Origin of the sequence: Actinobacillus arthritidis (assembly GCF_029774155.1) — a bacterium.
Lineage (GTDB): Bacteria > Pseudomonadota > Gammaproteobacteria > Enterobacterales > Pasteurellaceae > Actinobacillus > Actinobacillus arthritidis.
In genome coordinates this window covers 73,106-94,497 of sequence record NZ_CP103833.1, presented here as the reverse complement: position 1 = coordinate 94,497, position 21,392 = coordinate 73,106, and the positions used below count along the sequence as shown (strand labels likewise).

Sequence of the window (21,392 nt, the reverse complement as noted above, 5' to 3'; positions counted from 1 at the left end):
GTTTTATGACAACCTTGTCATAGATAACCTAAATAAAAAATAAAGCGGTCGAATCCAATGTTTGCAAAAAACACTTCAAATTCAACCGCCTATTAGATTATTTAACGATTAGCGAACCGCTTTACCGTCTTTATCTTTTACTTCGTTTTGCCATTTTTGTTTGATTTTCGCAACCACTTCATCCGGTAACGGTACGTAGTCTAACTCTGATGCCGCATTTTTACCTTTTTCAAATGCCCAATCAAAGAAATCAAATACTGCTTTGGTTGCGGTCGGGTTATCCGCTTGCTGATGAATCAAGATAAAACTTGCCGCGGTAACTGGCCACGAATTTTCGCCACTTTCATTAGTCAGCATAATGCCCATACCTTTCGCTTTATCCCACTGTGCATTTGCAGTACCGCCATAAAGCTGTCACGGGACGGTTGTACGAATTTCCCTGCCAAATTTTGCAATGAAGCCCAAGCTAAATTATTTTGTTTTGCATAAGCATATTCGACATAACCGATAGAATACTTCAATTGTTTCACATAAGCGGCAACGCCTTCATTGCCTTTACCGCCGTGACCAGTCGGCCATTTAACCGATTTACCTTCGCCAACTTTTGCTTTCCATTCCGGTGATACTTTCGATAAATAGTTGGTCCAACCGAATGTTGTACCCGAACCATCCGAACGGCGTACCACAATAATGTTTTTCTCCGGTAAATTTAACGATTCATTTAACGCTTTAATCGCTGGGTCATTCCATTTGGTAATTTTACCAAGGAAAATATCTGCTAATACCGTACCGGATAATTTTAACTCGCCGGCTTTAAATTCCGGTAAGTTCACTACCGGAACCGTACCGCCGATAATCGCCGGGAATTGTAATAATTTATGTTGCTCCAATAATTCCGCTTTCATCGGGTCGTCCGATGCACCGAAGTCAATCGTTTTTGCAATGATTTGTTGCTGACCGCCACCGGAACCGATAGATTGATAATTTACTTTATTGCCCGTTTCTTTTTCATAAAGTGAAGCCCATTTCGCATAAATAGGATAGGGGAATGAAGCGCCAGCACCGGTAATCGTTTCCGCATAACTTGATGCCATTACGCCTAATGAAAGCCCAATCACTACACATTTTTTCGCCGCTTTTACCAATAACATATTGCTCTCCTCGTAGATGTTTGAATAGCTGTTTAGAACAGATTATTTGGTCTATGTGCATTCTAAAAAAACAATATGACGGTTTGATGACAATTTAAAAATAAATAAAACTAGCAATTTGCAAAAAATTTAGCGTTTTAGACCGCTTAATATCGAGCATTCCGGGCTATCATTGCCACAGCAAGACTTACTCCAACTTTTTAATAATGTCAGCATTTGTTGTAAATCAGCAATTTTCTGCTGAAGTTCTTCAATATGTTGCTCGGTAAGTTTCTTTACTTCGCGGCTGGTACGATGCGGATCATCATTTAGTTTTAATAATTCGCTGATCTGCACTAAAGAAAATCCAACCTTACGTGCATTACTGATAAAGTGTAAACGTTCCAAATCCGCCGAATAAACTCGATAGCCGCTACTTGAACGAGTGGCTTGCGGCAATAAACCCGCTTTTTCATAATCACGAATTTGTTTTGCCGATAATTCGGTATGCTTGGTCGCTTGACTGATATTCATTCTGTTACCTCTTGACTTTAACCTAGGGTTAAGGATTAGCATATAAAGAAATTCAGTATTCGTCATTCTTTTTTATGAGGTAACTATGAAATTTCATCTGTTAAAAACCGTTTCACTTTGTGCAATGTTTGCAACTTCTTCTTTTGCTTATGCAGTCAATAATATTGAAGTATGGAAGAGTCCGACTTGCGGTTGCTGTAACTTTTGGATTGATCATTTAAAACAGCACGGTTTTAACGTCACCGCAAATGATACTGGTAATCACCATGTACATAGCAAATTGCAATTACAGCCGAAATTACAAGCCTGTCATAGTGCAATGGTGGACGGTTATCTGATTGAAGGCCACGTGCCGGCACAGGATATTGAACGTTTACTCAAAGAAAAACCGGCTGATGCGGTAGGTTTAATCGTACCGGAAATGCCGCTTGGTTCGCCGGGTATGGATCAGCCGAAACATATGGGTCATAAAGATAAATATAATGTGCTGTTACTCAAAAAAGACGGCACAACTACGATTTTCAATTCATACAACTAATCATTAGGAGAAACAAAATGTCAATTACACTCAAACTTGACGGCTTACATTGCGGAAACTGCGTAAAAAGCGTGGAAAAAGCGCTTAATGCCGTAGAAGGTGTAACCAAAGCGACCGTAACTTTAGAACCACAACAAGCGATTGTAGAAGGTTCTGCTAACGCAGAAGTTCTTATTGCCGCTGTTGATGATATTGGTTTTGAAGCGGAAGTTATTTAATCCTTATAATTATTGATATTCAAAGAAAATCCCCTCTTTAGTAAAGAGGGGAACAAAAAATATAAAACTACCATTCCGTGGTTAAACTTACCGGAAAGAAAAGATATGGCTAAAGAACAACAACTTTTAATTGACGGAATGCACTGTGCCGCTTGCGTACGTCGGGTTGAAAAAATCTTGATGAAAGTGGAAGGTGTCACTTTTGCTTCGGTCAATCTTGCCGATCAAACTGCATTTGTACAGGGCGAAGCGGATCCGCAAGCGATGGTACAAGCGGTCGAAAAAATCGGTTTCGGTGCGGAAATTTTAGAAAGTGAACAAGAACGTCGAGCCAAACAACAAGTGCAAACGCAAGCGCATCTTAAGCCATAAAAAATGGCAATTTGTAGTCGCCTTAATTGTCGGTTTCGGTTTGGTGGCATTGGGGTTGGTTATCGGTATGCTCCCAAATTCAACCAATTTAATTTATTGGTTTATCACCATGACCGTCAGTTTATTTACCATGTATTTTGCCGGTAAAGATTTCTTTGTCGGTGCGTGGATCAGCTTAAAAAATAAAGCATCCACCATGGACACTTTAGTCGCTCTCAGTACCGGTGTCGCTTGGCTCTACTCATTTTGGCTAACACTTTTCCCCCAACCGCAAGCACACGTTTACTATGAAGCCAGCGTGATGATTATCGGCTTTATAAATCTTGGCAAATTTCTTGAATTAAAAGCGAAACAGCGTTCCTCACTCGCTTTAGAAAAATTACTCGATCTCGCTCCGCAACAAGCGGTCATTTTTGATCAACATAATGCAACTCAAACGATTCCGGTAAAAGGCATCAAACCGGAAATGCGTGTGCAAGCACTCACCGGCGACCGCCTTGCGGTGGACGGCAGATTAGAAAGCGGTTCAATTTGGGTGGATGAATCAATGCTGACCGGCGAAGCGTTACCGATTGAGAAAAAGGTCGGCGATAAAGTGCGTGCCGGAACGCTGATTCAAGACGGTGCAGGCATCTATATTGCCGAACAAGTCGGTAGCCAAACCGCTCTTGCCCGAGTGATCAATGCTGTACGCCACGCGCAATCAAGTAAACCGCCGCTCGCACAGTTTGTCGATAAAGTTGCCAGTGTTTTTGTACCGGTTGTAGTTTCGATTGCGTTGATAAGCGGTTTAATTTGGTTATTTTTAGGCAAAGACTTTTCGTTTGCACTCTCTATTTTTACCACCGTGTTAATTATCGCTTGCCCTTGTGCGCTCGGCTTAGCAATTCCACTTTCTACCATTGCCGGTGTGGCTCGTGCCGCCGAATTTGGTGTGTTAGTACGTAATATCGAAGCTCTACAAGCTGGCTCCGAAATCGACACACTGGTGTTCGATAAAACCGGCACACTCACTACCGGTGAAATGACGGTTTCGGATATCCAAACCTTTAATGGTTTTGAGCCGAATCGTGTACTACAGCTTGCAAAAAGTTTAGAAGTCCACGCCTCTCACCCAATTGCTAAAGCGGTTGTAAAATTTGCTGAAAATCAGACCGCCTGTGAAGTGACTAATGTGCAAGTGGTCAAAGGTGCAGGGATTATTGCCAACTTAGGCGAAGATCAAATCAAGGTCGGTAATGCGAAATTTGTTAATTTTTCCGGAAATTTAACCGCTTCTCGAGCTACCAAAATTTTTGTAGCGGTAAATGATCAATTAGCCGGTATTTTATCGGTGGAAGATCAATTACGTAATGAATCCAAAGCGATGATCGAAAAATTTAAAGCGGAAGGTTATCAATGCTTAATGCTGACCGGTGACCGCCAATCAACTGCTGAATATTTTGCACAACAACTCGGTTTAGACGGCGTGATCGCAGAAGTTTTACCGGAACAAAAAGCGGATAAAATTCGTGAATTACAAGCTCAAAGCAAGAAAGTAGCAATGATTGGGGACGGGATTAACGATGCACCGGCTCTTGCTCAGGCTAATGTGGGGATCGCAATGCACAACGGTTCGGATATTGCGGTCGAAACCGCCGATCTTTCGCTAATGCAACACGGCTTAGCACCAGTTCTACAAATTCTGCCGTTTGCCAAACAGGTATTACGTAATATGAAGCAAAGTTTGCTCGGTGCCTTTATGTATAACGTGATTGCTATTCCGCTTGTCGCTGGCGTGCTTTACCCGTTTACCGGCTGGCTACTCAACCCAATGATCGCCGCCGTTGCGATGACAATGTCTTCTATCACCGTAGTACTGAATAGTCAGAGATTGTTGAAGTAGCTAGTTCCCCCATGCACAAAGCCATATGTGGATCTATATTTGCTCTAACTTCCAGCCCTAGCAGGGCTGAATTATGCTTAACCTAGTACGACTCTGCCGTACTAGGCTTTTCAGTGTAATCCGTGTATTCCATGGTTTTATTATGTTACTAGCCACCGGACTTACGGCACACAAAATCAAACCATGTAGTCGGTAAAATACGTCTTAGCCACCAAAACAATTTAGTTGGAAATGTGACTTGATAGCGAGCTTTCGGTTTACTATCACTTAAGGCTTTTAGACAGGCTTCCGCCACGGCTGATGCCGGTTTAGCAAACGGATTATCATTCTTTTTAGTTGCCAAACGCTGATATTGTTTTTGGTTAAATGCGGTTTTAGCGGTATTTTCCACATCAATATATTTGGTGAGTTTATCCAAAGAATTTGAACGAAAATCGCTTAAAATCGGGCCCGGCTCAATCAAACTAACATAAATATTCGAGCCGTGTAATTCGTGACGTAACGTATCCGCCATGCCTTCTACTGCAAATTTAGAGGCATTATAAGCCCCTCGAAAGTGCATTGCGGCAAAGCCTAAAATACTACTGGTCAATAAAATACGTCCGTGATTCTGCGCTCGGAAAATTTTAAGTGCATGATTCATCACTTCCCACACGCCAAATACATTGATTTCAAATAACTCACGTAATGCTTCACGCGGTAAATCTTCCACACAGCCCGGTTGCCCTTGCCCTGCATTGCAGAATACTGCATCTAAGCCACCGTTCGCTTTTATATATTCAAACGCTTCCGCTATTTGTGCCGAATCTTGCACATCAAGCTGAATACATTCAAAGCCTTCCGCTCGCAAGCGGTCAATATCCACCTGTTTTCTGCAACTGGCGATCACTCGCCAGCCGTTTTTTTTCAACAATTTAGCGGTGGCATAACCGATACCGGAAGAACAACCGGTGATTAGAATCGTTTTCATACTTTCCTCGATATGTTTCGCCACTATTAACGAATCACGCTCACAAAACCTTCTGTCGCTTCCGCTTCTTTAGCTAGCGAAATACCGTCATCTTCTTTCGGAGATCCGACTAACAATAGACCGATCACTTTATCACCGGCACAGCAACCGAAGGTTTCACGTAATAGCGATCCCTCCACCCATTTTTTGCTGATCCAAACCGTTTCAAAACCTTGTGCATTTGCGGCTAATTGCATCGCATAAGTCGCACAACCGGCTGTCACGATTTGCTCCCACGCCGGTACTTTAGGCGATTCGTGATCAATTTTTGCCACCACACCAATTATCATTGGTGCTTGATTAGCCAGTTTATCTGCTTTTGCCGTATTTTTTTCGTCCATATTAAACTCAGCGTGGCAGCAACTAAACATTGATGCAATTTTGACATTCCGCTTTTTTCGATCACCACAAAATGATAAGGCTTCATTTTGCCGTGATCCGGTGCACGTAATGCCGCTTTGATAATATTTTCCAATTGTTCTGCATTCGGGGCTATTTCACCAAATTTTTTATTTGAACGACGACGTTGTAAGAAATCTAAAATATCCATAATTTATTGCAATTTATCTAAAAAATTGTGTTAAGAATAACATATTTTATTAAGTCTAAGCCCATTTTATGGTAGTTTTACGCCATAAAATTTTTACTTTAATTAGGACTAATATGTTAAAAATTTTCAAAGGGCTTTATCAGATTTTTCGTTGTATTCGAGAATTGGTATTAAGCCTATTTTTTATCATTTTTGTACTGGTATGCTTTGCGATTACCGCTTTAATCCAGCAAGAATCTAAAACTCAAAAAACCGTACAATTTATCGAAAAAGGGGCGTTAACCCTTAATTTAGACGGATATTTAGCCGATAACCACGATGAATACAGTGATTTACATCGTTTGGTTCAATCTGAGTTAGGTAATGGCGAGCCAATTAAAATTTCTACTTTTGATGTTGCCCGTGCCATTAATAAGGCAATGAAAGATGAACGAATTACCGGATTAGTGCTAGATTTAGGCTATTTCCAAGGTGGCGATAGTGCTTCACTAAAATTTATCGGTTCTCAAATTAAAACCTTTAAACAATCCGGAAAACCGGTGATTGCGATTGGCGAACAATATAGCCAATCACAATATTATTTAGCTAGTTTTGCCGATAAAATCTATCTGAATAAAGCCGGTTTTATCGATATTCACTCGCTCAGTTATAGCAATATCTATTTCAAAACCTTACTCGATAAAATCGAAGCCGTGCCACATATTTTCCGTGTTGGTACATACAAATCAGCAGTAGAACCCTTTATCCGTGATGATATGTCAGAGGAAGCAAAACAAAATGCACAACTGTGGCTAAATTCGGTATGGAATAATATCCGCAAAGACATTGCTCACAATCGAAATATTCCGATTGAACAGGTATTACCGGACAGTCAAACCTATATCGCTAAATATCGTCAACTAAAAGGCGATGATGCCCAATATGCGTTAAGCCAAAAACTCGTGACCGAAATTGCAACTAATGCTGAAATTCAACAGGAATTAGTCAAACTATTCGGTAAAGATAAAGAGGGTAACTATAACCAAATCGATTACTTCGATTATGCTCAGGAACTTAATGATCGCTTTGATGTTTCCGCCACACATAAAATTGCAATTATCAATGTCGAAGGGCAAATCATTTCCGGTGAAAGTGATCAAAGTTCAGCAGGTAGCGATACGATTGTTAAACTGCTACGTAAGGCTCGTGAAGATAAAAGTGTTGATGGTGTGATTTTACGTGTCAATAGCCCCGGCGGCGGCGCAATGGCTTCGGAAATTATTCGCCAAGAATTAGAAGCGATTCAACTTGCCGGTAAACCGGTTGTGACATCAATGGGCGGTATGGCGGCTTCAGGCGGTTATTGGATTTCGGCGACCAGCGATAAAATTATCGCCAGCCCGACTACCATTACCGGTTCAATCGGAATTTTCGGCTTAGCCACCAGCTTTGAAAAAACCGCTAAAAATTTAGGTGTCACCGAAGACGGTATTTCACTTTCACCATTTGCTTCTTCTAGCCCGTTAAAAACGTTGCCGAAAGAACAAGCGGAGGTGATTCAAATCAGCATTGAAAACGGCTATGACCGATTCCTAGAACTGGTCAGCCGTGGACGTAAAATGCCTAAACCAGATGTGGATAAAATTGCACAAGGGCAAGTTTGGTCGGGTGAAGATGCGTTAAAACACGGTTTAGTTGATCAATTAGGCGATTTTGACACCGCTTATGAGGTTATCACCGAATTAGTCAATCAACAACGTAAAGAGAAAGGCGAAGCCGCAATCGAGCACTTTAGAGCACAATGGTTTATTGACAGCGATGATAGCTTGCTAGGTTCATTCTTAAATGGCTCGAACTTGAAATTACAATTCGGTTCATTATTAGGCTTACCGATTGCCTCTCAAGCTCAACAATCATTAGAATTGCTACAAAAATTCAATGATCCTAAACACACCTATTTATATTGCCTTAGCTGTGGCACAATAAAATAGCTTGTTACAAGCGGTTAAATTTGCAAATTTTTTCGCAAATCTAACCGCTTATTTTTTCTTTCCTCACTTCTCTTTTTTGTTTATAGTAACGCCCTTTCTTATGATTCAAATCTCTCCAATATGAACCAAAAACATCTTATAAAATTAGCCGTATTACTGATTATTGCGACAATCTCTTATTTTTTCGGCAATCAAAGTAATAAGTCAGAACCAGTTAAACAACCACAGCCACAGCGGCAACAAAACGACTACGCAACGGAAACCGATACACCGATTGCAAAAGCACCGCAGGCACAATCTGCTTCAGCAACTCAAGCGGCACTTGCGATGAATTATGATTCCAAAATGGATGAAGATAAAATCGGGCAAAATAAGCAAGCACCAGTTGATTACTATATGTTAGCACTTTCTTGGTCACCGGCTTTTTGTGAATCACAACGCAATAAAAACCAAGGTGATGTACCGCAACGTTTAGCTTATCAGTGCGCCGGCAGTCAGAACTTCGGCTGGGTGATTCACGGTTTATGGCCACAAAATGCTAAAGCACGTTCGGTTGATGATCATCCTCGCTATTGCCAAGGTGATTTACCGGAAGTTTCCACAAAAATTATTGAGCAATATCTACCAGAATCACCGGGTCCGCATTATTACAAGGCGAATGGGAAAAACACGGTAGCTGTGCTTTCGATAGTGCGGAAAGCTATTTTGCCAAACAAAAAGAGTTGTTTCACAGCCTGAAACTACCGGCAAAAAATTTACGCCGCAATGATTTATTCCAATGGATGCGTAAACATAATCCACAGCTACGCGGCGTTTATTTAGGTGCAAGCAAAACCGAACTCTACGTTTGCTACGATAAACAATGGCAACCAATGGACTGCCCGAAATAAATGACGGAATCAGTTGCAAATCCCGCTCTCATGCGTCAGCTCAAAATGCAGGTTCAGCGTCAGCTAAAACGCAATTTGGAGCAAGCTAATACTCACTTCAATAAAACTTTTACACCACCGACGGTCAGCTATGCCGTGCGTGGTGTAAAAGCCGGCGTTGCTTATCTGCAACGTAACGAAATTCGCTTCAATCCTGTTTTATTGGTGGAAAACGGGCAATCTTTTATTCAGCAGGTTGTTCCGCATGAACTTGCTCACGCTTTGGTTTATCAACAATTCGGGCGAGTTCAACCACACGGTAAAGAGTGGAAAATGATGATGGAACACGTTTTCGGTGTACCGGCGGAAACCTACCATTGTTTTGATACACAAAATGTGGTCGGCAAACAATTTTCCTATCAATGCGGTTGTCAAACGCATCTACTTTCTTTACGTCGTCATAATGCCATCGTACGAGATGGTCGCCGTTACCTCTGTAAGCAGTGTAAACAAGTCCTTATATTTAACGACAATTTGTAACAAGCGTTAAAATAACGTTAAAAGGGACTGGACTTTATTCCATAAGTGCCTAAAATTAGCTCAATTTTAAATATTATTAATTTATTATCATTTGGAGCATTTTATGACAATGGAAACCATCGTCGTTGTCGGTGGAGGTGCTGGCGGTTTAGAGCTTGCTACCTACCTAGGCAATAAATTAGGCAGTAAGAATAAAGCAAAAGTTATTCTTATCGATCGCAATACAACTCATCTTTGGAAGCCACTACTACACGAAGTAGCAACCGGTTCTTTAGACGAAGGCACTGATGCACTGAGTTACCGTGCGCATGCTAAAAATCACGCTTTTGAATTTCAACAAGGCACGCTCACTGCAGTAAATCGTGATAAAAAAGAAGTGACACTTGCACCGATTTATAACGAACAAAATCAACTGCTAGTCGAAGAACGTCATATTACTTACGATAAATTAGTAATTGCTATCGGTAGTAAATCGAATGATTTCAATACAAAAGGTGTGGCGGAAAACTGTATTTTCTTAGACGGTTCGGAACAGGCGAAGCAATTCCAAAAACGTATGATGGAATTATTCCTACAGTTCTCTCACAGTGAAGATCAAGATGTAAAAATTGCGATCGTCGGTGGTGGTGCAACCGGTATTGAGCTTTCTGCAGAACTTTATAATGCGGTAAAACACTTAAACTCATACGGCTTTGGTAAATTGAATCGAGCGAGTCTAAAAGTCACCTTAGTTGAAGCTGGCTCTCGCTTAATTCCTGCATTAACCGAAAAAGTATCGGCTTCAGCCCTCGCTGAATTGCGTAAAGCTGGTGTGGACGTTCGCTTAAATACCATGATTACCGAAGCAGTAGAAGATGGCTTAATCACCAAAGACGGGGACAAAATTGAAGCTAACTTAATGGTTTGGGTCGCCGGTGTTAAAGCGCCTGATTTTGTAAAAGAATTCGGCTTTGAAACAAACCGTCTAAACCAAATTGAAATCAAAGATACCTTACAAACAACGGTAGATGACTCGGTATATGTTATCGGTGACTGTGCATCGCTTATCCAAGATGGCAAAGCGATTCCGCCACGTGCACAAGCCGCACACCAAATGGCGACACAATGCGGTAAAAACATTGTGGCGGTACTTGAAGGTAAAGAACAAAAACCGTTTAAATTCAATGATAAAGGCTCTCTACTTTCGTTCTCTCACTTCGGTACGGTCGGTAACTTGATGGGCAACTTAATGAGCGGCGATATGTTTATCGAAGGTAAAATAGCACGCCTTGCTTACCTCTCGTTATACCGTATGCACCAAGTCGCTTTACACGGCTGGGTAAAAACCGGTCTGATTTTATTAGTCGGTCAAATTAACCGCTTCCTCAGACCGTCAATGAAGTTACACTAGGCAAAACAAGCGGTTATATTTCCGTAAAATTTTGCAAAAATTAACCACGGAACACACGGACTACTCGGAAATTTATTCGGTGTAATCAGTGTGTTCCGTCGTTTCATTTAATCTATATTTAATACCCTCCCTTTATGGGAGATAAACAGTTTGTTGAAGTATTTAGCAAAAAAGTAACCACGAAAAACACCGATTACTCGGAAATTTTATTCAGTGTAATCAGTTTGTTCCGTCGTTTCATTTAATCTATATTTAATACCCTCCCTTTATGGGAGATAAACAGTTTGTTGAAGTATTTAGCAAAAAAGTAACCACGAAAAACACCGATTACTCGGAAATTTTATTCAGTGTAATCAGTTTGTTCCGTCGTTTCATTTAATCTATATTTAATACCCTCCCTTTATGGGAGATAAACAGTTTGTTGAAGTATTTAGCAAAAAAGTAACCACGAAAAACACCGATTACTCGGAAATTTTATTCTGTGTAATCTGTGTTTTCCGTGGTTTTATTTAATACTCAATAAATGGATTCAGTACCTCTACCCCACATCCTTTAAAATCTTTCACATTTCTCGTCACAATTTTAAATCTATGTGCTTTAGCCGTAGCGGCTATATAAGAATCATTTAAGGGCTTTTTATCCGGAATATGAAACTCTGCACAAGTCATCATAACTTTCGTATCAAGCGGTAAAATTCTATTTTCAAAATTAGGCAGGAGTTTTTGTTCAAACCAACTTTGTAAAAGTTTAGCTTGTTGAATATCTTTGCGTTTAAGTTGCAAAATACCTAACTTAATTTCAAAGAGAGTGATAACACTTAAATAAGCATCGGTTAAATTGACTTGTTGAAACCATTTCACCACATTAGCATCGACTTTTCCGCTTTCCATCTTACGTAGTTCGGAAACAATATTGGTATCTAATAAATACATTATTCCCACTCCGATAAATCCGGTACTCTTATTTTGATTTGTTGGCGTACTTGTTGCAAAGTTTGCTCAAATTGCTGTTCCGCTTCCTCACTTAATGTTGCTGTTGATGCCGTACTGCTAAAAGCCTCCGCTAAACTTTGTGATTTCGTTTGAGCTTGATAATGAGCATAACTTGCCAACACACTAACCACCTTGCCCCATTTAGTAATATACACCGGCTCGGTTTCAGCAATTTTTAATACCGCACTGGCACGTTGGTTAAATTCTTTGGAACTAATTACTGCCATATCGCCTCCTTAATATCAAAATTGTCACTATATTACTACCTTTTACTGTTCAATAAAAGTACAAAACCAATAACATCTCATTAAAAGCGGTCTTATATCGAAAAGATATTGCCAAAAATTAACCACGGAAGACACAGACTACTCGGAAATTTTATTCAGTGTAATCGGTGTGTTCCGTGGTTTTATTTGAGCAATATCTTACTTTCGCCTCTTACAAGCGGTCATATTTCCACAAAATTTTGCAGAAAATTAACCACGGAACACGCAGACTACTAGGAAATTTTATTCAGTGTAATCGGTGTGTCCCGTGGTTTTATTTGAGCAATATCTTACTTTCGCCTCTTACAAGCGGTCATATTTCCACAAAACTTTGCAAAAAATTAACCACAGAATACACAGATTACTCGGAAATTTTATCCGGTGTAATCGATGTGTTCCGTGGTTTTATTTGAGCAATATCTTACTTTCGCCTCTTACAAGCGGTCATATTTCCACAAAATTTTGCCAAAAAATAACCACGGAAAACACAGACCACTCGGAAATTTATTCAGTGTAATCGGTGTGTTCCGTGGTTTTATTTAAGCTATATTTCACACTCTCCCCTTGTGGGAAAGAGACAGCTTGTTGAAGCTGTTTAGCGAAAACAAGCAGAGAGAGGAGGAGAATTACTTCTTCCAACCTTTCAACGCATCGGCAAACGCATTGTTAGCGAACTGATTACGTTGTGGTTTATTGCTTGATAAGCGGTCTGATTTTTCACTATTTTTGCGATTTTCTTGCGGATTTCGACCGATTGTCGGTTTATCGGTCGGCTTGTCTTCTAAACGCATAGTTAACGCAATACGTTTACGCTGTACATCCACTTCTAACACTTTCACTTTCACTAAATCGCCAACTTTCACCACTTTATGCGGATCTTCCACAAAGCTGTTCGATAGCATTGAAATATGCACTAAACCGTCTTGATGTACACCAATATCCACAAAAGCACCGAAGTTTGCCACATTGGTTACCGTCCCTTCTAAGATCATCCCAACTTTAAGATCCTTAATATCTTCTACACCGTCCATAAAGGTTGCGCTTTTAAATTCACCACGAGGATCGCGTCCTGGTTTTTCCAGTTCTTTGAAAATATCGTTTACAGTCGGTAAACCGAATTGTTCGTCCACAAAATCTTTTGCATTCAACTGATGAATACGAGTCGCATTGCCCATTAATTCAGCAAGAGTCGAATCGGTTGCTTGGAGAATTTTTTCCACCACCGGATAAGCCTCCGGATGCACACTCGAAGCATCTAGCGCATTTTTACCGCCGACAATTCGCATAAAACCGGCACACTGTTCAAAGGCTTTCGGCCCTAAACGAGGCACTTTTTTCAGGTCGGAACGTGCGTTAAAACGTCCGTTTTCATCACGAAACGCCACGATATTTTGCGCTAATGTTTTGCTCATACCGGCAACACGAGCCAATAACGGTGCGGAAGCGGTATTAAGATCCACCCCAACCGCATTTACACAATCTTCAACCACTGCATCCAGTTTGCGAGCCAGCTGTGACTGGTTAACATCGTGTTGATACTGCCCAACACCAATCGCTTTCGGTTCAATTTTTACCAATTCCGCGAGCGGATCTTGTAAACGGCGAGCAATCGATACTGCACCACGTAATGAAACATCTAACTCAGGGAATTCATTTGCCGCTAATTCGGAAGCGGAATAAACCGAAGCACCTGCTTCACTGACCACCACGGTTTGCGGAATCAACATATCCGGTTTGCTTTCTTTGATCTGTTTTAACACATCCTTCGCAAAACGTTCTGTTTCACGCGAAGCCGTGCCGTTACCAATCGCAATCAGCTCAACATTATCTTGCTTAATTAATTTATACAGCGAAACTTCCGCCGCCGCTTTGCCTGTTGTATGCGGATAAATGGTGTCGGTCGCCAATAATTTACCGGTATTATCTACCACTGCCACTTTCACACCGGTTCGTAAGCCCGGGTCTAAGCCCATGGTATTTTTTGTGCCTGCCGGTGCCGCCATTAATAACGCAGACAGATTGCGAGCAAATACGTCAATTGCTTCTTCTTCCGCTTTCTCACGCAATGCGCCCATTAATTCGGTTTCCAAATGAAGTGCCGCTTTAATTTTCCACGTCCAAGCAATCACTTGTTCACGCCATTTGTCTGCCGGTTGTTGATTGAATATCACACCTAAATGCTGGCGAATAATTTCTTCGCAATGGCTTGTTCGAGCGCCTTCTTCCGCTTCAGGATCTGCATTTAACGAAAGCGATAATACGCCTTCGTTTCTGCCTCGGAACATTGCTAAGGCACGGTGAGAAGGTACGGTTTTAAACGGCTCACTATGCGCAAAATAATCGCGGAATTTTTCGCCTTCTTCTTCCTTGCCTTCAATCACTTTTGATTCCAACGTTGCGTAAGCGGTTAAATATTGGCGTAATTTTGCAAGTAATTCGGCATCTTCTGAAAAACGCTCCATCAGAATATAACGCGCACCGTCTAACGCAGATTTAACATCCGTTACACCTTTTTCCGCATCAATAAAAGATTCAGCTAACACTTCCGGTGATTGGTTCGGATCATTCCATAAGCTATCTGCCAACGGCTCAAGCCCCGCCTCAATCGCAATTTGCCCACGAGTACGGCGTTTCGGCTTATAAGGCAGATAAAGATCTTCTAATTCGGTTTTACTTTCGGTCGTTTCAATTTTGGCACGTAATTCATCAGTCAATTTACCTTGATCTTCAATTGACTTAAGGATCGTTTGACGGCGATCGTCCAACTCACGCAAATAAATTAAACGTGTTTCAAAATGACGTAATTGAGTGTCGTCTAAGCCACCGGTGACTTCTTTACGATAACGAGCGATAAATGGAATGGTATTACCCTCATCGAGTAATTTGATTGTAGCGAGAATTTGATGTGAGCCAACAGAAAGTTCTGTGGCAATAATCTGGCTAATCTGTGTATTGAGCTCTGACATTGCGTTTTCCTAACAAATAAAATTCGCTTTATTTTAACAGTAAAAAAAGACAATGCCCAAAAATAAAAGTTCGAGCTAGCGCAGTACCGCCGCTCTTGCTTTATCCAGCTTTTCTAATTGGCTTAACGCTTCGTTTACTTTAGCTAAATTCGGCTCTTGTTTGGCACATAACACAATATTTTCGAGGCTATCGGCTTGATGATAGTAAGGTAGCTCGCTTTGCACCGCTTGTTCAAATTGTTGGTACGCCTGACTGAACTTAGCTTGTTTACACAAAAACGTGCCGTAATTATTTAAGACATCCGGACGATTATCACTTAATTTCAATGCTTGCTGATAAGCTTGCTCGGCGTGAGCTTGATCACCGATTTGCTGATAGTAATAAGCTAAAACAGAATGAGGTAAGTAATCGTTTTGATCGTGGCTTAGCGCTTTATCAATATTCTCTTTCGCTTTGGGTAAATCATGTTGATCGAGATACGCTAAGGCTAAATTGATACGTGCTTTAACCGCTTCCGAACGATTAAAAGTGGTTTGAGAGGTTGGAAAATGAGAAGAACAACCGAACAGCACAGATAACAGCATACAAGCGGTCAAATTTCGCAAAAATTTTGCAAGGTTCATATTGTTCTCCTCAAGATATACTCCCTTCGCTTGAGTTGCTAGAGAGAAATTGATTAATGGTTTTGTACCGCAATACCTTTGCCAAACTTACGTTTTTCCATGGTACGTTTGGTTCGGTCGATGACATCACCGGCAAGCTGACCGCAAGCGGCATCAATATCGTCACCACGCGTTTTACGTACAATGACCGTAAAACCGTATTCCATTAACGTTTTTTGGAAACGATCCACACGGCTATTTGAGCTCTTACCGTAAGGTGCTTCCGGGAATGGATTCCATGGAATCAGGTTGATCTTACACGGCGTATTTTTTAATACTTCGGCTAACTGATGCGCGTGTTCCGTACCGTCATTAACGTGATCTAATAACACGTATTCAATCGTCACTTTACCGTGGTTCGCATTCGATACTTCAAGGTATTTATGCACCGAATCCATCAACATTTTGATATTATACTTTTTATTAATAGGCATAATTTCATCACGCAATTCATCGTTCGGCGCATGCAATGAAATCGCTAATGCTACGTCAATTTTTTCACGCATAATATCAAGTGCCGGTACTACACCCGCAGTTGAAAGCGTTACACGACGTTTAGATAAACCGTAAGCAAAATCATCTAACATAATTTCCATTGCCGGAATCACGTTATTTAAATTAAGTAACGGTTCACCCATCCCCATCATCACCACGTTGGTAATCGGACGCACGCCAGTTACCCCGAAGTTACCAATGATTTTTGAAGCTCGCCATACCTGACCGATAATTTCCGAAACGGTTAAGTTACGGTTAAAGCCTTGCTGAGCGGTTGAACAGAATTTACAGGCTAATGCGCAACCAACTTGTGAAGAAACACACAAAGTCGCACGATCCGCTTCCGGAATATACACGGTTTCAATTTGCTGATCACCTACCTGCATCGCCCATTTGATTGTGCCGTCACTTGAACGTTGTTCAACAGATACTTCTGGTGCTTTAATTTCTGCAATTTGTTTTAATTTTTCACGCAATACTTTATTAATATTGCTCATATTATCGAAATTATCTTCACCAAAATGGTAAATCCATTTCATTAATTGATCGGCACGAAACGGTTTTTCTCCCATTTCGGCAAATAACTCACGCATTTCCTTGCGAGTTAAATTCATTAAGTTAATTTTTTCTGATTTAGGGTGCTGTGCGGCGACATTCGTTACTTGAATTTCACTTGCACAAGTTTGGATTTGTTCTGACATAAGAGTAAAAGCCTCGTTATTACACGCTTTACGGCAAAAGGATTAGTTTTGCAGGTTGATAAAATAAAAAAGACCGCAAATTTTACTCGTCAATCAATATTAAGGCTAGTGATTTTTAAACGAAATAGAAAGTTTTTAATTTGATGTTTGCGATCTAGATCGCAAAAAAATGATGAAATGCAAAGATAAAAAAGAAAATTTTAAATATTATTTAATGATGAATTAAAGAATAAGATAAGAAGTAGTGGTGGGCGATACCGGTCTCGAACCAGTGACCCCCTCCTTGTAAGGGAGGTGCTCTCCCAACTGAGCTAATCGCCCTCATGATATAGCGTTTTACTATAACTTGAAGTTTATGATGAGAATCTAAAGTGGTGGGCGATACCGGTCTCGAACCAGTGACCCCCTCCTTGTAAGGGAGGTGCTCTCCCAACTGAGCTAATCGCCCACTTGAGATTTCATCAAAGGGAATTGAAAACGGAACACTTGTTGAAAAGTGGTGGGCGATACCGGTCTCGAACCAGTGACCCCCTCCTTGTAAGGGAGGTGCTCTCCCAACTGAGCTAATCGCCCGTTTTCAATTATTAGATTGTAATCAACACGAAACACTTATTGGAAAGTGGTGGGCGATACCGGTCTCGAACCAGTGACCCCCTCCTTGTAAGGGAGGTGCTCTCCCAACTGAGCTAATCGCCCGTGTTGTGGAGAGGCATTATAAGGATTATATTCCGTGCGTCAATTCCTTTTTTAGGAAAAACACTCATTTGATGTAAAAACGAACATATAATCCTTATATTGTACAGATATTATTCCTGTATCAGTTTTTCTGCCTGTTCAAATATCTGCTCTGCTGAAACTAATTGGTTATCTAAGAGCGAAAATGTCTGAGCGAATAATGGATACTGAGCTGTCCAAAGCTGGTGATTTCCCACAATAAAAAATCTATGCTTTGCTCGAGTAGCGGCAACATTAATCAAATTGGGTTTAGAAACTAATGCCGTAGCAGATTGAATATTTTGTTCATCACAACCAAGCACAAATAGTACAATTTGATTTTCTTTACCTTGAAACGTATGTACCGTCCCTACATTTTCTTTTACCCACTCATACCCGCTTACTTTAATTTGTTCCCATTGTTTCAGCTTTCTAATTTCACATTGTAATTCTTCTTTCAGTTTTCGAAATGGTGTAATGATATAGACTGGAGGAACATCTTGTAAGCGATACATTAAACGCAAAAGTAATTTCTTCACAAATGCAATTTCTCTTTCCCGTTGATTAGTAACTGTTTCATTTGGTGTAATGTTAATCCAAGCACTTTTCCCTAAATCAAGCGAACTTTGAGGCGGAAATTTATGCTTGCCATTGCCGTAAATCATTTTTCCTTCATAGGCGATTATATTTGCAATAGAAAACATTGGCTCACAGCAACGGCGATGTACACGTAGAGGGCTTCCGACCCACAATCCGGATATTTCAGTACCGAAAGGATTTGCCTTATCTGCTAAAAGTTGTACAGATGTTTGATGAGGTTTTACATTAAATTCTAACGGCAAATAAGAGGTTTCCGCTAAACGCTCAGTAAAATCAACCGGCGTTGTAAAAACAGGCTCTATTTGAAGCGGATCCCCAACAATAACAGCCCGTTTAGCTCGCCACAATGCTCCGACAGCGGCTTGAGGAACAGCTTGCCCAGCTTCGTCTACAAAGACCCACCCTAAGCTATTTGCTTGTAAATGCCTAAATTGAGAACGAAAAGAAGCAAATGTCGTTGATACAACAGGGACAATCATAAAAAGTGTTTGCCAGATGATTTTGGTCGCTTCTTCCTGTGCTAGCTTATTTCCGACCAAGTAGGCTTGTCCCGAAAGCAAATTATTAATTGCAAAAATATTATGAGAAATGCCTTTTTCCATCGTAAGAGCATCTTTTAACCAAGCCTCATGTAACTGCAACGCGGATTGAAACAATTCGGAACGAAGTAAATTTAATTGAGGATCATTCCATAAACTTTTAATTTGCCAACTATCTTCATTGAGGGCTTTTTTATCAAACGTAAATTCCACTTGGCTAAATTGCTTTGAAAGGCTCGCTAAATTATCCTCACACTCTCTTTTTTTCTCATTTAAATTGATTATCTCTAGCTTTAATTGCTCAATTTTTTGTTCTTGTGATTTACATTCAGATTCAATCATTGAAATGTCGTTAATCAAACATTTTTGTTCAGATAAATACTGCTTTTCTTGCTCCAATAATTGAGTTAAATCCTGTCTTTTATTAGCCAATTTCTCTTTCTTAAAAAACTTAATTAGCCAATTCACATTAGTTTCAGCATATAATAATGCTTTTTGTTCTTTCAAGTTCTCAATAAGCTGTTTACAAGCGGTCAATTTTTGCTGATTTTTAACGAGATCAGTGTGGTTTACTTCAAGCTCGGAAATCATTTTCTGTTGCTGTAATTGCAACGATTGCAATAGACGCTCAAAATCTCCCCTATCTTTTACTTCTAGCGATTCCGCATATTTCTGTAATTGAATAATTCTCTTCTTTACTTGTTTATTTTTTGCAACAAATATTTTCTTTGCTTGAGTAAAACTCAGAATATTTTGGTTATTTTTCCATTGCATAATGCCTTGATGACGAATTGGATCATATCCTTTCGCATCCGGATTAGCATTCATAAATGAATTAACAAAGGCTCTACGATTTTTACTATTACCCAAACTACAAGAAATAAGCCCCCATGGAGATTGTTCGATTGGAAGCTCGCTATAACTAGCTTTATCATTTTTCTCTTGATAAGAAATGATATTTTGCGCTATCGGTTGCAAATAAGTAAAAGTAGGATGACCAACCTCATCACGCCATTCTTCTTTTCCTAATGACTTGATTTGAGGCAATTCCTTTGAAATATTTTGTACCGCCGCATTATTAGAAGAAGTCACGACCATTTCAAATCCGGTAAGATCATCTTGCAGAGGATACACATAAAGTGTTTGTTTATTAAATTCAATTTTTAGCGGCGTTTTTTTAAAGCTATTTCTTACTGTTTTATACTCAGAGAGTTTTTCTGCACGACGTACAATATTTTCTGCAAAAATCTCTTTCAATAATGTTGTTTTTCCTGTTCCCGGTGGACCATTAACAGAAAACAGCACCTGTTCATCTTGTTGCTTAAAAATAGTATTGATCGCAAATTGTTGCATTAAGCTCATATTATATTGACTATTTTCAAGCCAACGTCCTGAATTAAAATATTTAGGTTGTAGATGTTCAAGGATTATCGAAATGCCTTGATGATATAAGTCTATTTTTCGAGAAGTTGTTGAAAGGTAGGAATTTAAGACCGGACTGACTTGCTGTTTATGTGAACGTATCACATCAGCAATGTCTTTCGCATAAAAACTATTTAAGATAGAAATATCAACTTCAATATCTTTTTCTTCCGAAAAAGATTTAGCCTCCTGGCGATTTGCTTTTTGTTTATTACTCTTATCTTTTTTCTTACCTTTATTTTTCTGAATATAAATAAGAGGTAATGCCGTATTTTCTGATTTAAAATCGACCCAAGCGACAAGAATTTCATATAAAGTAAGTAAATCCTTACCTGTTAATGGTGCAGAATCATTCTCTTCTTGATTCAGCTTTTCCAAAGCAAAATTCTTGATTTCTTGCTGTAATTGATTGAGATCTTGCTCAAATGATTCAAAACTTAATGAATCTAAGCCGACCTGCTTGATTTTAGAAATTGCCCACGGTGTAGTAGAAAGATCAACTTTAATGCTATTGTAATCTAAGCCACCTTTCTCATTTAATCTTATCTTAGCAACACAACTGGCACTGGGCTTAATTGATTGTAATCGCTCATTAAGGCTATGATAATCTTGAGTGCCAATAATTCGTTCAAGTTGCTGGCTCAGTTCATTTTTATCATAAATACCTAAAAATACAGCATAACTCAATGGCTCTTCATCTGCCTTTAAGTCTGGAATCGTCCATATCTGTTCTGGAGAAAGCTGTTGAAGTTCATTTGTGCAAAAAGCAGTTTTATACGGAATAGAGGAATTATCAAGCAATTCCCGTTGTAAATCAAAAGGTAAGAAAAATTCGATTTTATGCCAAAAATCTAAAATTGCGAGTTGTGCATTTGTTAGCATACATGTATTTAAATATAGTAATTTCATCATTCCTTATCAGAATTCTAACTTTTAAGCTCTGTATTTTCAAGGATTTACGCGGATCTATAAAAAAGGTAGAATAGCTATAGTTTTTCCCTTATTTTTACAAAATTTAATAGGCATAAA

The 21,392-nt window shown here is 39.8% G+C and carries 13 protein-coding genes, 4 tRNA genes and 4 pseudogenes; 7 read left to right on the top strand and 14 right to left on the bottom strand.

Annotated features, from left to right (window positions below; translation table 11 throughout):
* Positions 1-108 precede the first annotated feature (108 nt).
* Positions 109-1,094: pseudogene (gene pstS / locus NYR89_RS00470) on the bottom strand (phosphate ABC transporter substrate-binding protein PstS).
* Positions 1,095-1,280: 186 nt separating this feature from the next.
* Positions 1,281-1,664, bottom strand: a complete 384-nt coding sequence (locus NYR89_RS00465) for a Cu(I)-responsive transcriptional regulator (RefSeq protein ID WP_279445881.1) — start codon at positions 1,662-1,664, stop codon at positions 1,281-1,283.
* Between the two features lie 85 nt (positions 1,665-1,749).
* On the opposite strand from NYR89_RS00465, the gene NYR89_RS00460 reads away from it, so the two are divergent.
* The 3 genes and pseudogenes from NYR89_RS00460 (at position 1,750) to NYR89_RS00450 (ending at position 4,677) form a co-directional block, all read left to right on the top strand.
* Positions 1,750-2,202, top strand: coding sequence for a DUF411 domain-containing protein (locus tag NYR89_RS00460; protein ID WP_279445880.1), 453 nt, complete (start codon positions 1,750-1,752; stop codon positions 2,200-2,202).
* Positions 2,203-2,219: 17 nt separating this feature from the next.
* Complete coding sequence (locus NYR89_RS00455) at positions 2,220-2,420, top strand: heavy-metal-associated domain-containing protein (protein WP_279445879.1); 201 nt, start codon at positions 2,220-2,222, stop codon at positions 2,418-2,420.
* A gap of 105 nt (positions 2,421-2,525) precedes the next feature.
* Positions 2,526-4,677 (top strand): annotated as a pseudogene (locus NYR89_RS00450) (heavy metal translocating P-type ATPase).
* Positions 4,678-4,825: 148 nt separating this feature from the next.
* On the opposite strand, the gene NYR89_RS00445 reads toward NYR89_RS00450, so the two are convergent.
* Together NYR89_RS00445 and NYR89_RS00440 are read right to left on the bottom strand one after the other, a co-directional pair.
* Positions 4,826-5,647, bottom strand: a complete 822-nt coding sequence (locus tag NYR89_RS00445) for an SDR family NAD(P)-dependent oxidoreductase (RefSeq protein WP_279445878.1) — start codon at positions 5,645-5,647, stop codon at positions 4,826-4,828.
* 26 nt (positions 5,648-5,673) lie between these two features.
* Positions 5,674-6,236: pseudogene (locus NYR89_RS00440) on the bottom strand (NAD(P)H nitroreductase).
* 113 nt (positions 6,237-6,349) lie between these two features.
* Here NYR89_RS00440 and sppA point away from each other — a divergent pair.
* From sppA to NYR89_RS00420, 4 genes and pseudogenes are all read left to right on the top strand, one after another.
* Positions 6,350-8,206 carry a signal peptide peptidase SppA gene (gene sppA, locus NYR89_RS00435; RefSeq protein WP_279445877.1) on the top strand — a complete coding sequence of 619 codons (1,857 nt, stop codon included), beginning with the start codon at positions 6,350-6,352 and terminating at the stop codon, positions 8,204-8,206.
* A 120-nt stretch (positions 8,207-8,326) separates the two neighbouring features.
* Positions 8,327-9,096: pseudogene (locus NYR89_RS00430) on the top strand (ribonuclease T2 family protein).
* Complete coding sequence (locus tag NYR89_RS00425) at positions 9,097-9,615, top strand: SprT family zinc-dependent metalloprotease (protein ID WP_279445876.1); 519 nt, start codon at positions 9,097-9,099, stop codon at positions 9,613-9,615.
* A 109-nt stretch (positions 9,616-9,724) separates the two neighbouring features.
* A complete protein-coding gene (locus NYR89_RS00420; RefSeq protein WP_279446679.1) occupies positions 9,725-11,005 on the top strand; it encodes an NAD(P)/FAD-dependent oxidoreductase in 1,281 nt (426 codons plus the stop codon).
* 509 nt (positions 11,006-11,514) lie between these two features.
* On the opposite strand, the gene NYR89_RS00415 is transcribed toward NYR89_RS00420, so the two are convergent.
* The 10 genes from NYR89_RS00415 to NYR89_RS00370 form a co-directional block, all read right to left on the bottom strand.
* Positions 11,515-11,937: a type II toxin-antitoxin system VapC family toxin gene (locus tag NYR89_RS00415; RefSeq protein ID WP_279445875.1), complete on the bottom strand. Its 423-nt coding sequence runs from the start codon at positions 11,935-11,937 to the stop codon at positions 11,515-11,517.
* The gene (locus tag NYR89_RS00410) at positions 11,937-12,224 is read right to left on the bottom strand and encodes a type II toxin-antitoxin system Phd/YefM family antitoxin (RefSeq protein WP_279445874.1); all 288 of its coding nucleotides are present in this window, start codon (positions 12,222-12,224) and stop codon (positions 11,937-11,939) included. The genes NYR89_RS00415 and NYR89_RS00410 overlap by 1 nt, the downstream gene beginning before the upstream one ends.
* A 665-nt stretch (positions 12,225-12,889) precedes the next feature.
* Complete coding sequence (locus NYR89_RS00405; protein WP_279445873.1) at positions 12,890-15,229, bottom strand: Tex family protein; 2,340 nt, start codon at positions 15,227-15,229, stop codon at positions 12,890-12,892.
* Between the two features lie 75 nt (positions 15,230-15,304).
* Complete coding sequence (gene pilW / locus NYR89_RS00400) at positions 15,305-15,853, bottom strand: type IV pilus biogenesis/stability protein PilW (RefSeq protein ID WP_279445872.1); 549 nt, start codon at positions 15,851-15,853, stop codon at positions 15,305-15,307.
* A gap of 53 nt (positions 15,854-15,906) precedes the next feature.
* The gene (gene rlmN / locus NYR89_RS00395; protein WP_279445871.1) at positions 15,907-17,088 is read right to left on the bottom strand and encodes a dual-specificity RNA methyltransferase RlmN; all 1,182 of its coding nucleotides are present in this window, start codon (positions 17,086-17,088) and stop codon (positions 15,907-15,909) included.
* Between the two features lie 245 nt (positions 17,089-17,333).
* Positions 17,334-17,409: transfer RNA gene (locus tag NYR89_RS00390), tRNA-Val, on the bottom strand.
* A 51-nt stretch (positions 17,410-17,460) separates the two neighbouring features.
* A tRNA-Val gene (locus tag NYR89_RS00385) sits at positions 17,461-17,536 on the bottom strand.
* A 49-nt stretch (positions 17,537-17,585) separates the two neighbouring features.
* A tRNA-Val gene (locus NYR89_RS00380) sits at positions 17,586-17,661 on the bottom strand.
* A gap of 47 nt (positions 17,662-17,708) precedes the next feature.
* Positions 17,709-17,784 (bottom strand) — tRNA-Val (locus NYR89_RS00375).
* 110 nt (positions 17,785-17,894) lie between these two features.
* Positions 17,895-21,272 (bottom strand): AAA domain-containing protein, encoded by a 3,378-nt coding sequence (locus NYR89_RS00370; RefSeq protein WP_279445870.1) that lies wholly within the window; start codon positions 21,270-21,272, stop codon positions 17,895-17,897.
* Positions 21,273-21,392: the final 120 nt, after the last annotated feature.

What these genes read in the sequence shown, in the direction of transcription:
- NYR89_RS00405 (WP_279445873.1), bottom strand. Translation starts at nt 15,229, where the DNA reads ATGTCAGAGCTCAATACACAGATTAGCCAGATTATTGCCACAGAACTT.
- rlmN (WP_279445871.1), bottom strand. Translation starts at nt 17,088, where the DNA reads ATGTCAGAACAAATCCAAACTTGTGCAAGTGAAATTCAAGTAACGAAT.
- NYR89_RS00410 (WP_279445874.1), bottom strand. Translation starts at nt 12,224, where the DNA reads ATGGCAGTAATTAGTTCCAAAGAATTTAACCAACGTGCCAGTGCGGTA.
- NYR89_RS00415 (WP_279445875.1), bottom strand. Translation starts at nt 11,937, where the DNA reads ATGTATTTATTAGATACCAATATTGTTTCCGAACTACGTAAGATGGAA.
- NYR89_RS00455 (WP_279445879.1), top strand. Translation starts at nt 2,220, where the DNA reads ATGTCAATTACACTCAAACTTGACGGCTTACATTGCGGAAACTGCGTA.
- sppA (WP_279445877.1), top strand. Translation starts at nt 6,350, where the DNA reads ATGTTAAAAATTTTCAAAGGGCTTTATCAGATTTTTCGTTGTATTCGA.
- NYR89_RS00460 (WP_279445880.1), top strand. Translation starts at nt 1,750, where the DNA reads ATGAAATTTCATCTGTTAAAAACCGTTTCACTTTGTGCAATGTTTGCA.
- NYR89_RS00425 (WP_279445876.1), top strand. Translation starts at nt 9,097, where the DNA reads ATGACGGAATCAGTTGCAAATCCCGCTCTCATGCGTCAGCTCAAAATG.
- NYR89_RS00465 (WP_279445881.1), bottom strand. Translation starts at nt 1,664, where the DNA reads ATGAATATCAGTCAAGCGACCAAGCATACCGAATTATCGGCAAAACAA.
- NYR89_RS00420 (WP_279446679.1), top strand. Translation starts at nt 9,725, where the DNA reads ATGGAAACCATCGTCGTTGTCGGTGGAGGTGCTGGCGGTTTAGAGCTT.
- NYR89_RS00370 (WP_279445870.1), bottom strand. Translation starts at nt 21,272, where the DNA reads ATGAAATTACTATATTTAAATACATGTATGCTAACAAATGCACAACTC.
- pilW (WP_279445872.1), bottom strand. Translation starts at nt 15,853, where the DNA reads ATGAACCTTGCAAAATTTTTGCGAAATTTGACCGCTTGTATGCTGTTA.
- NYR89_RS00445 (WP_279445878.1), bottom strand. Translation starts at nt 5,647, where the DNA reads ATGAAAACGATTCTAATCACCGGTTGTTCTTCCGGTATCGGTTATGCC.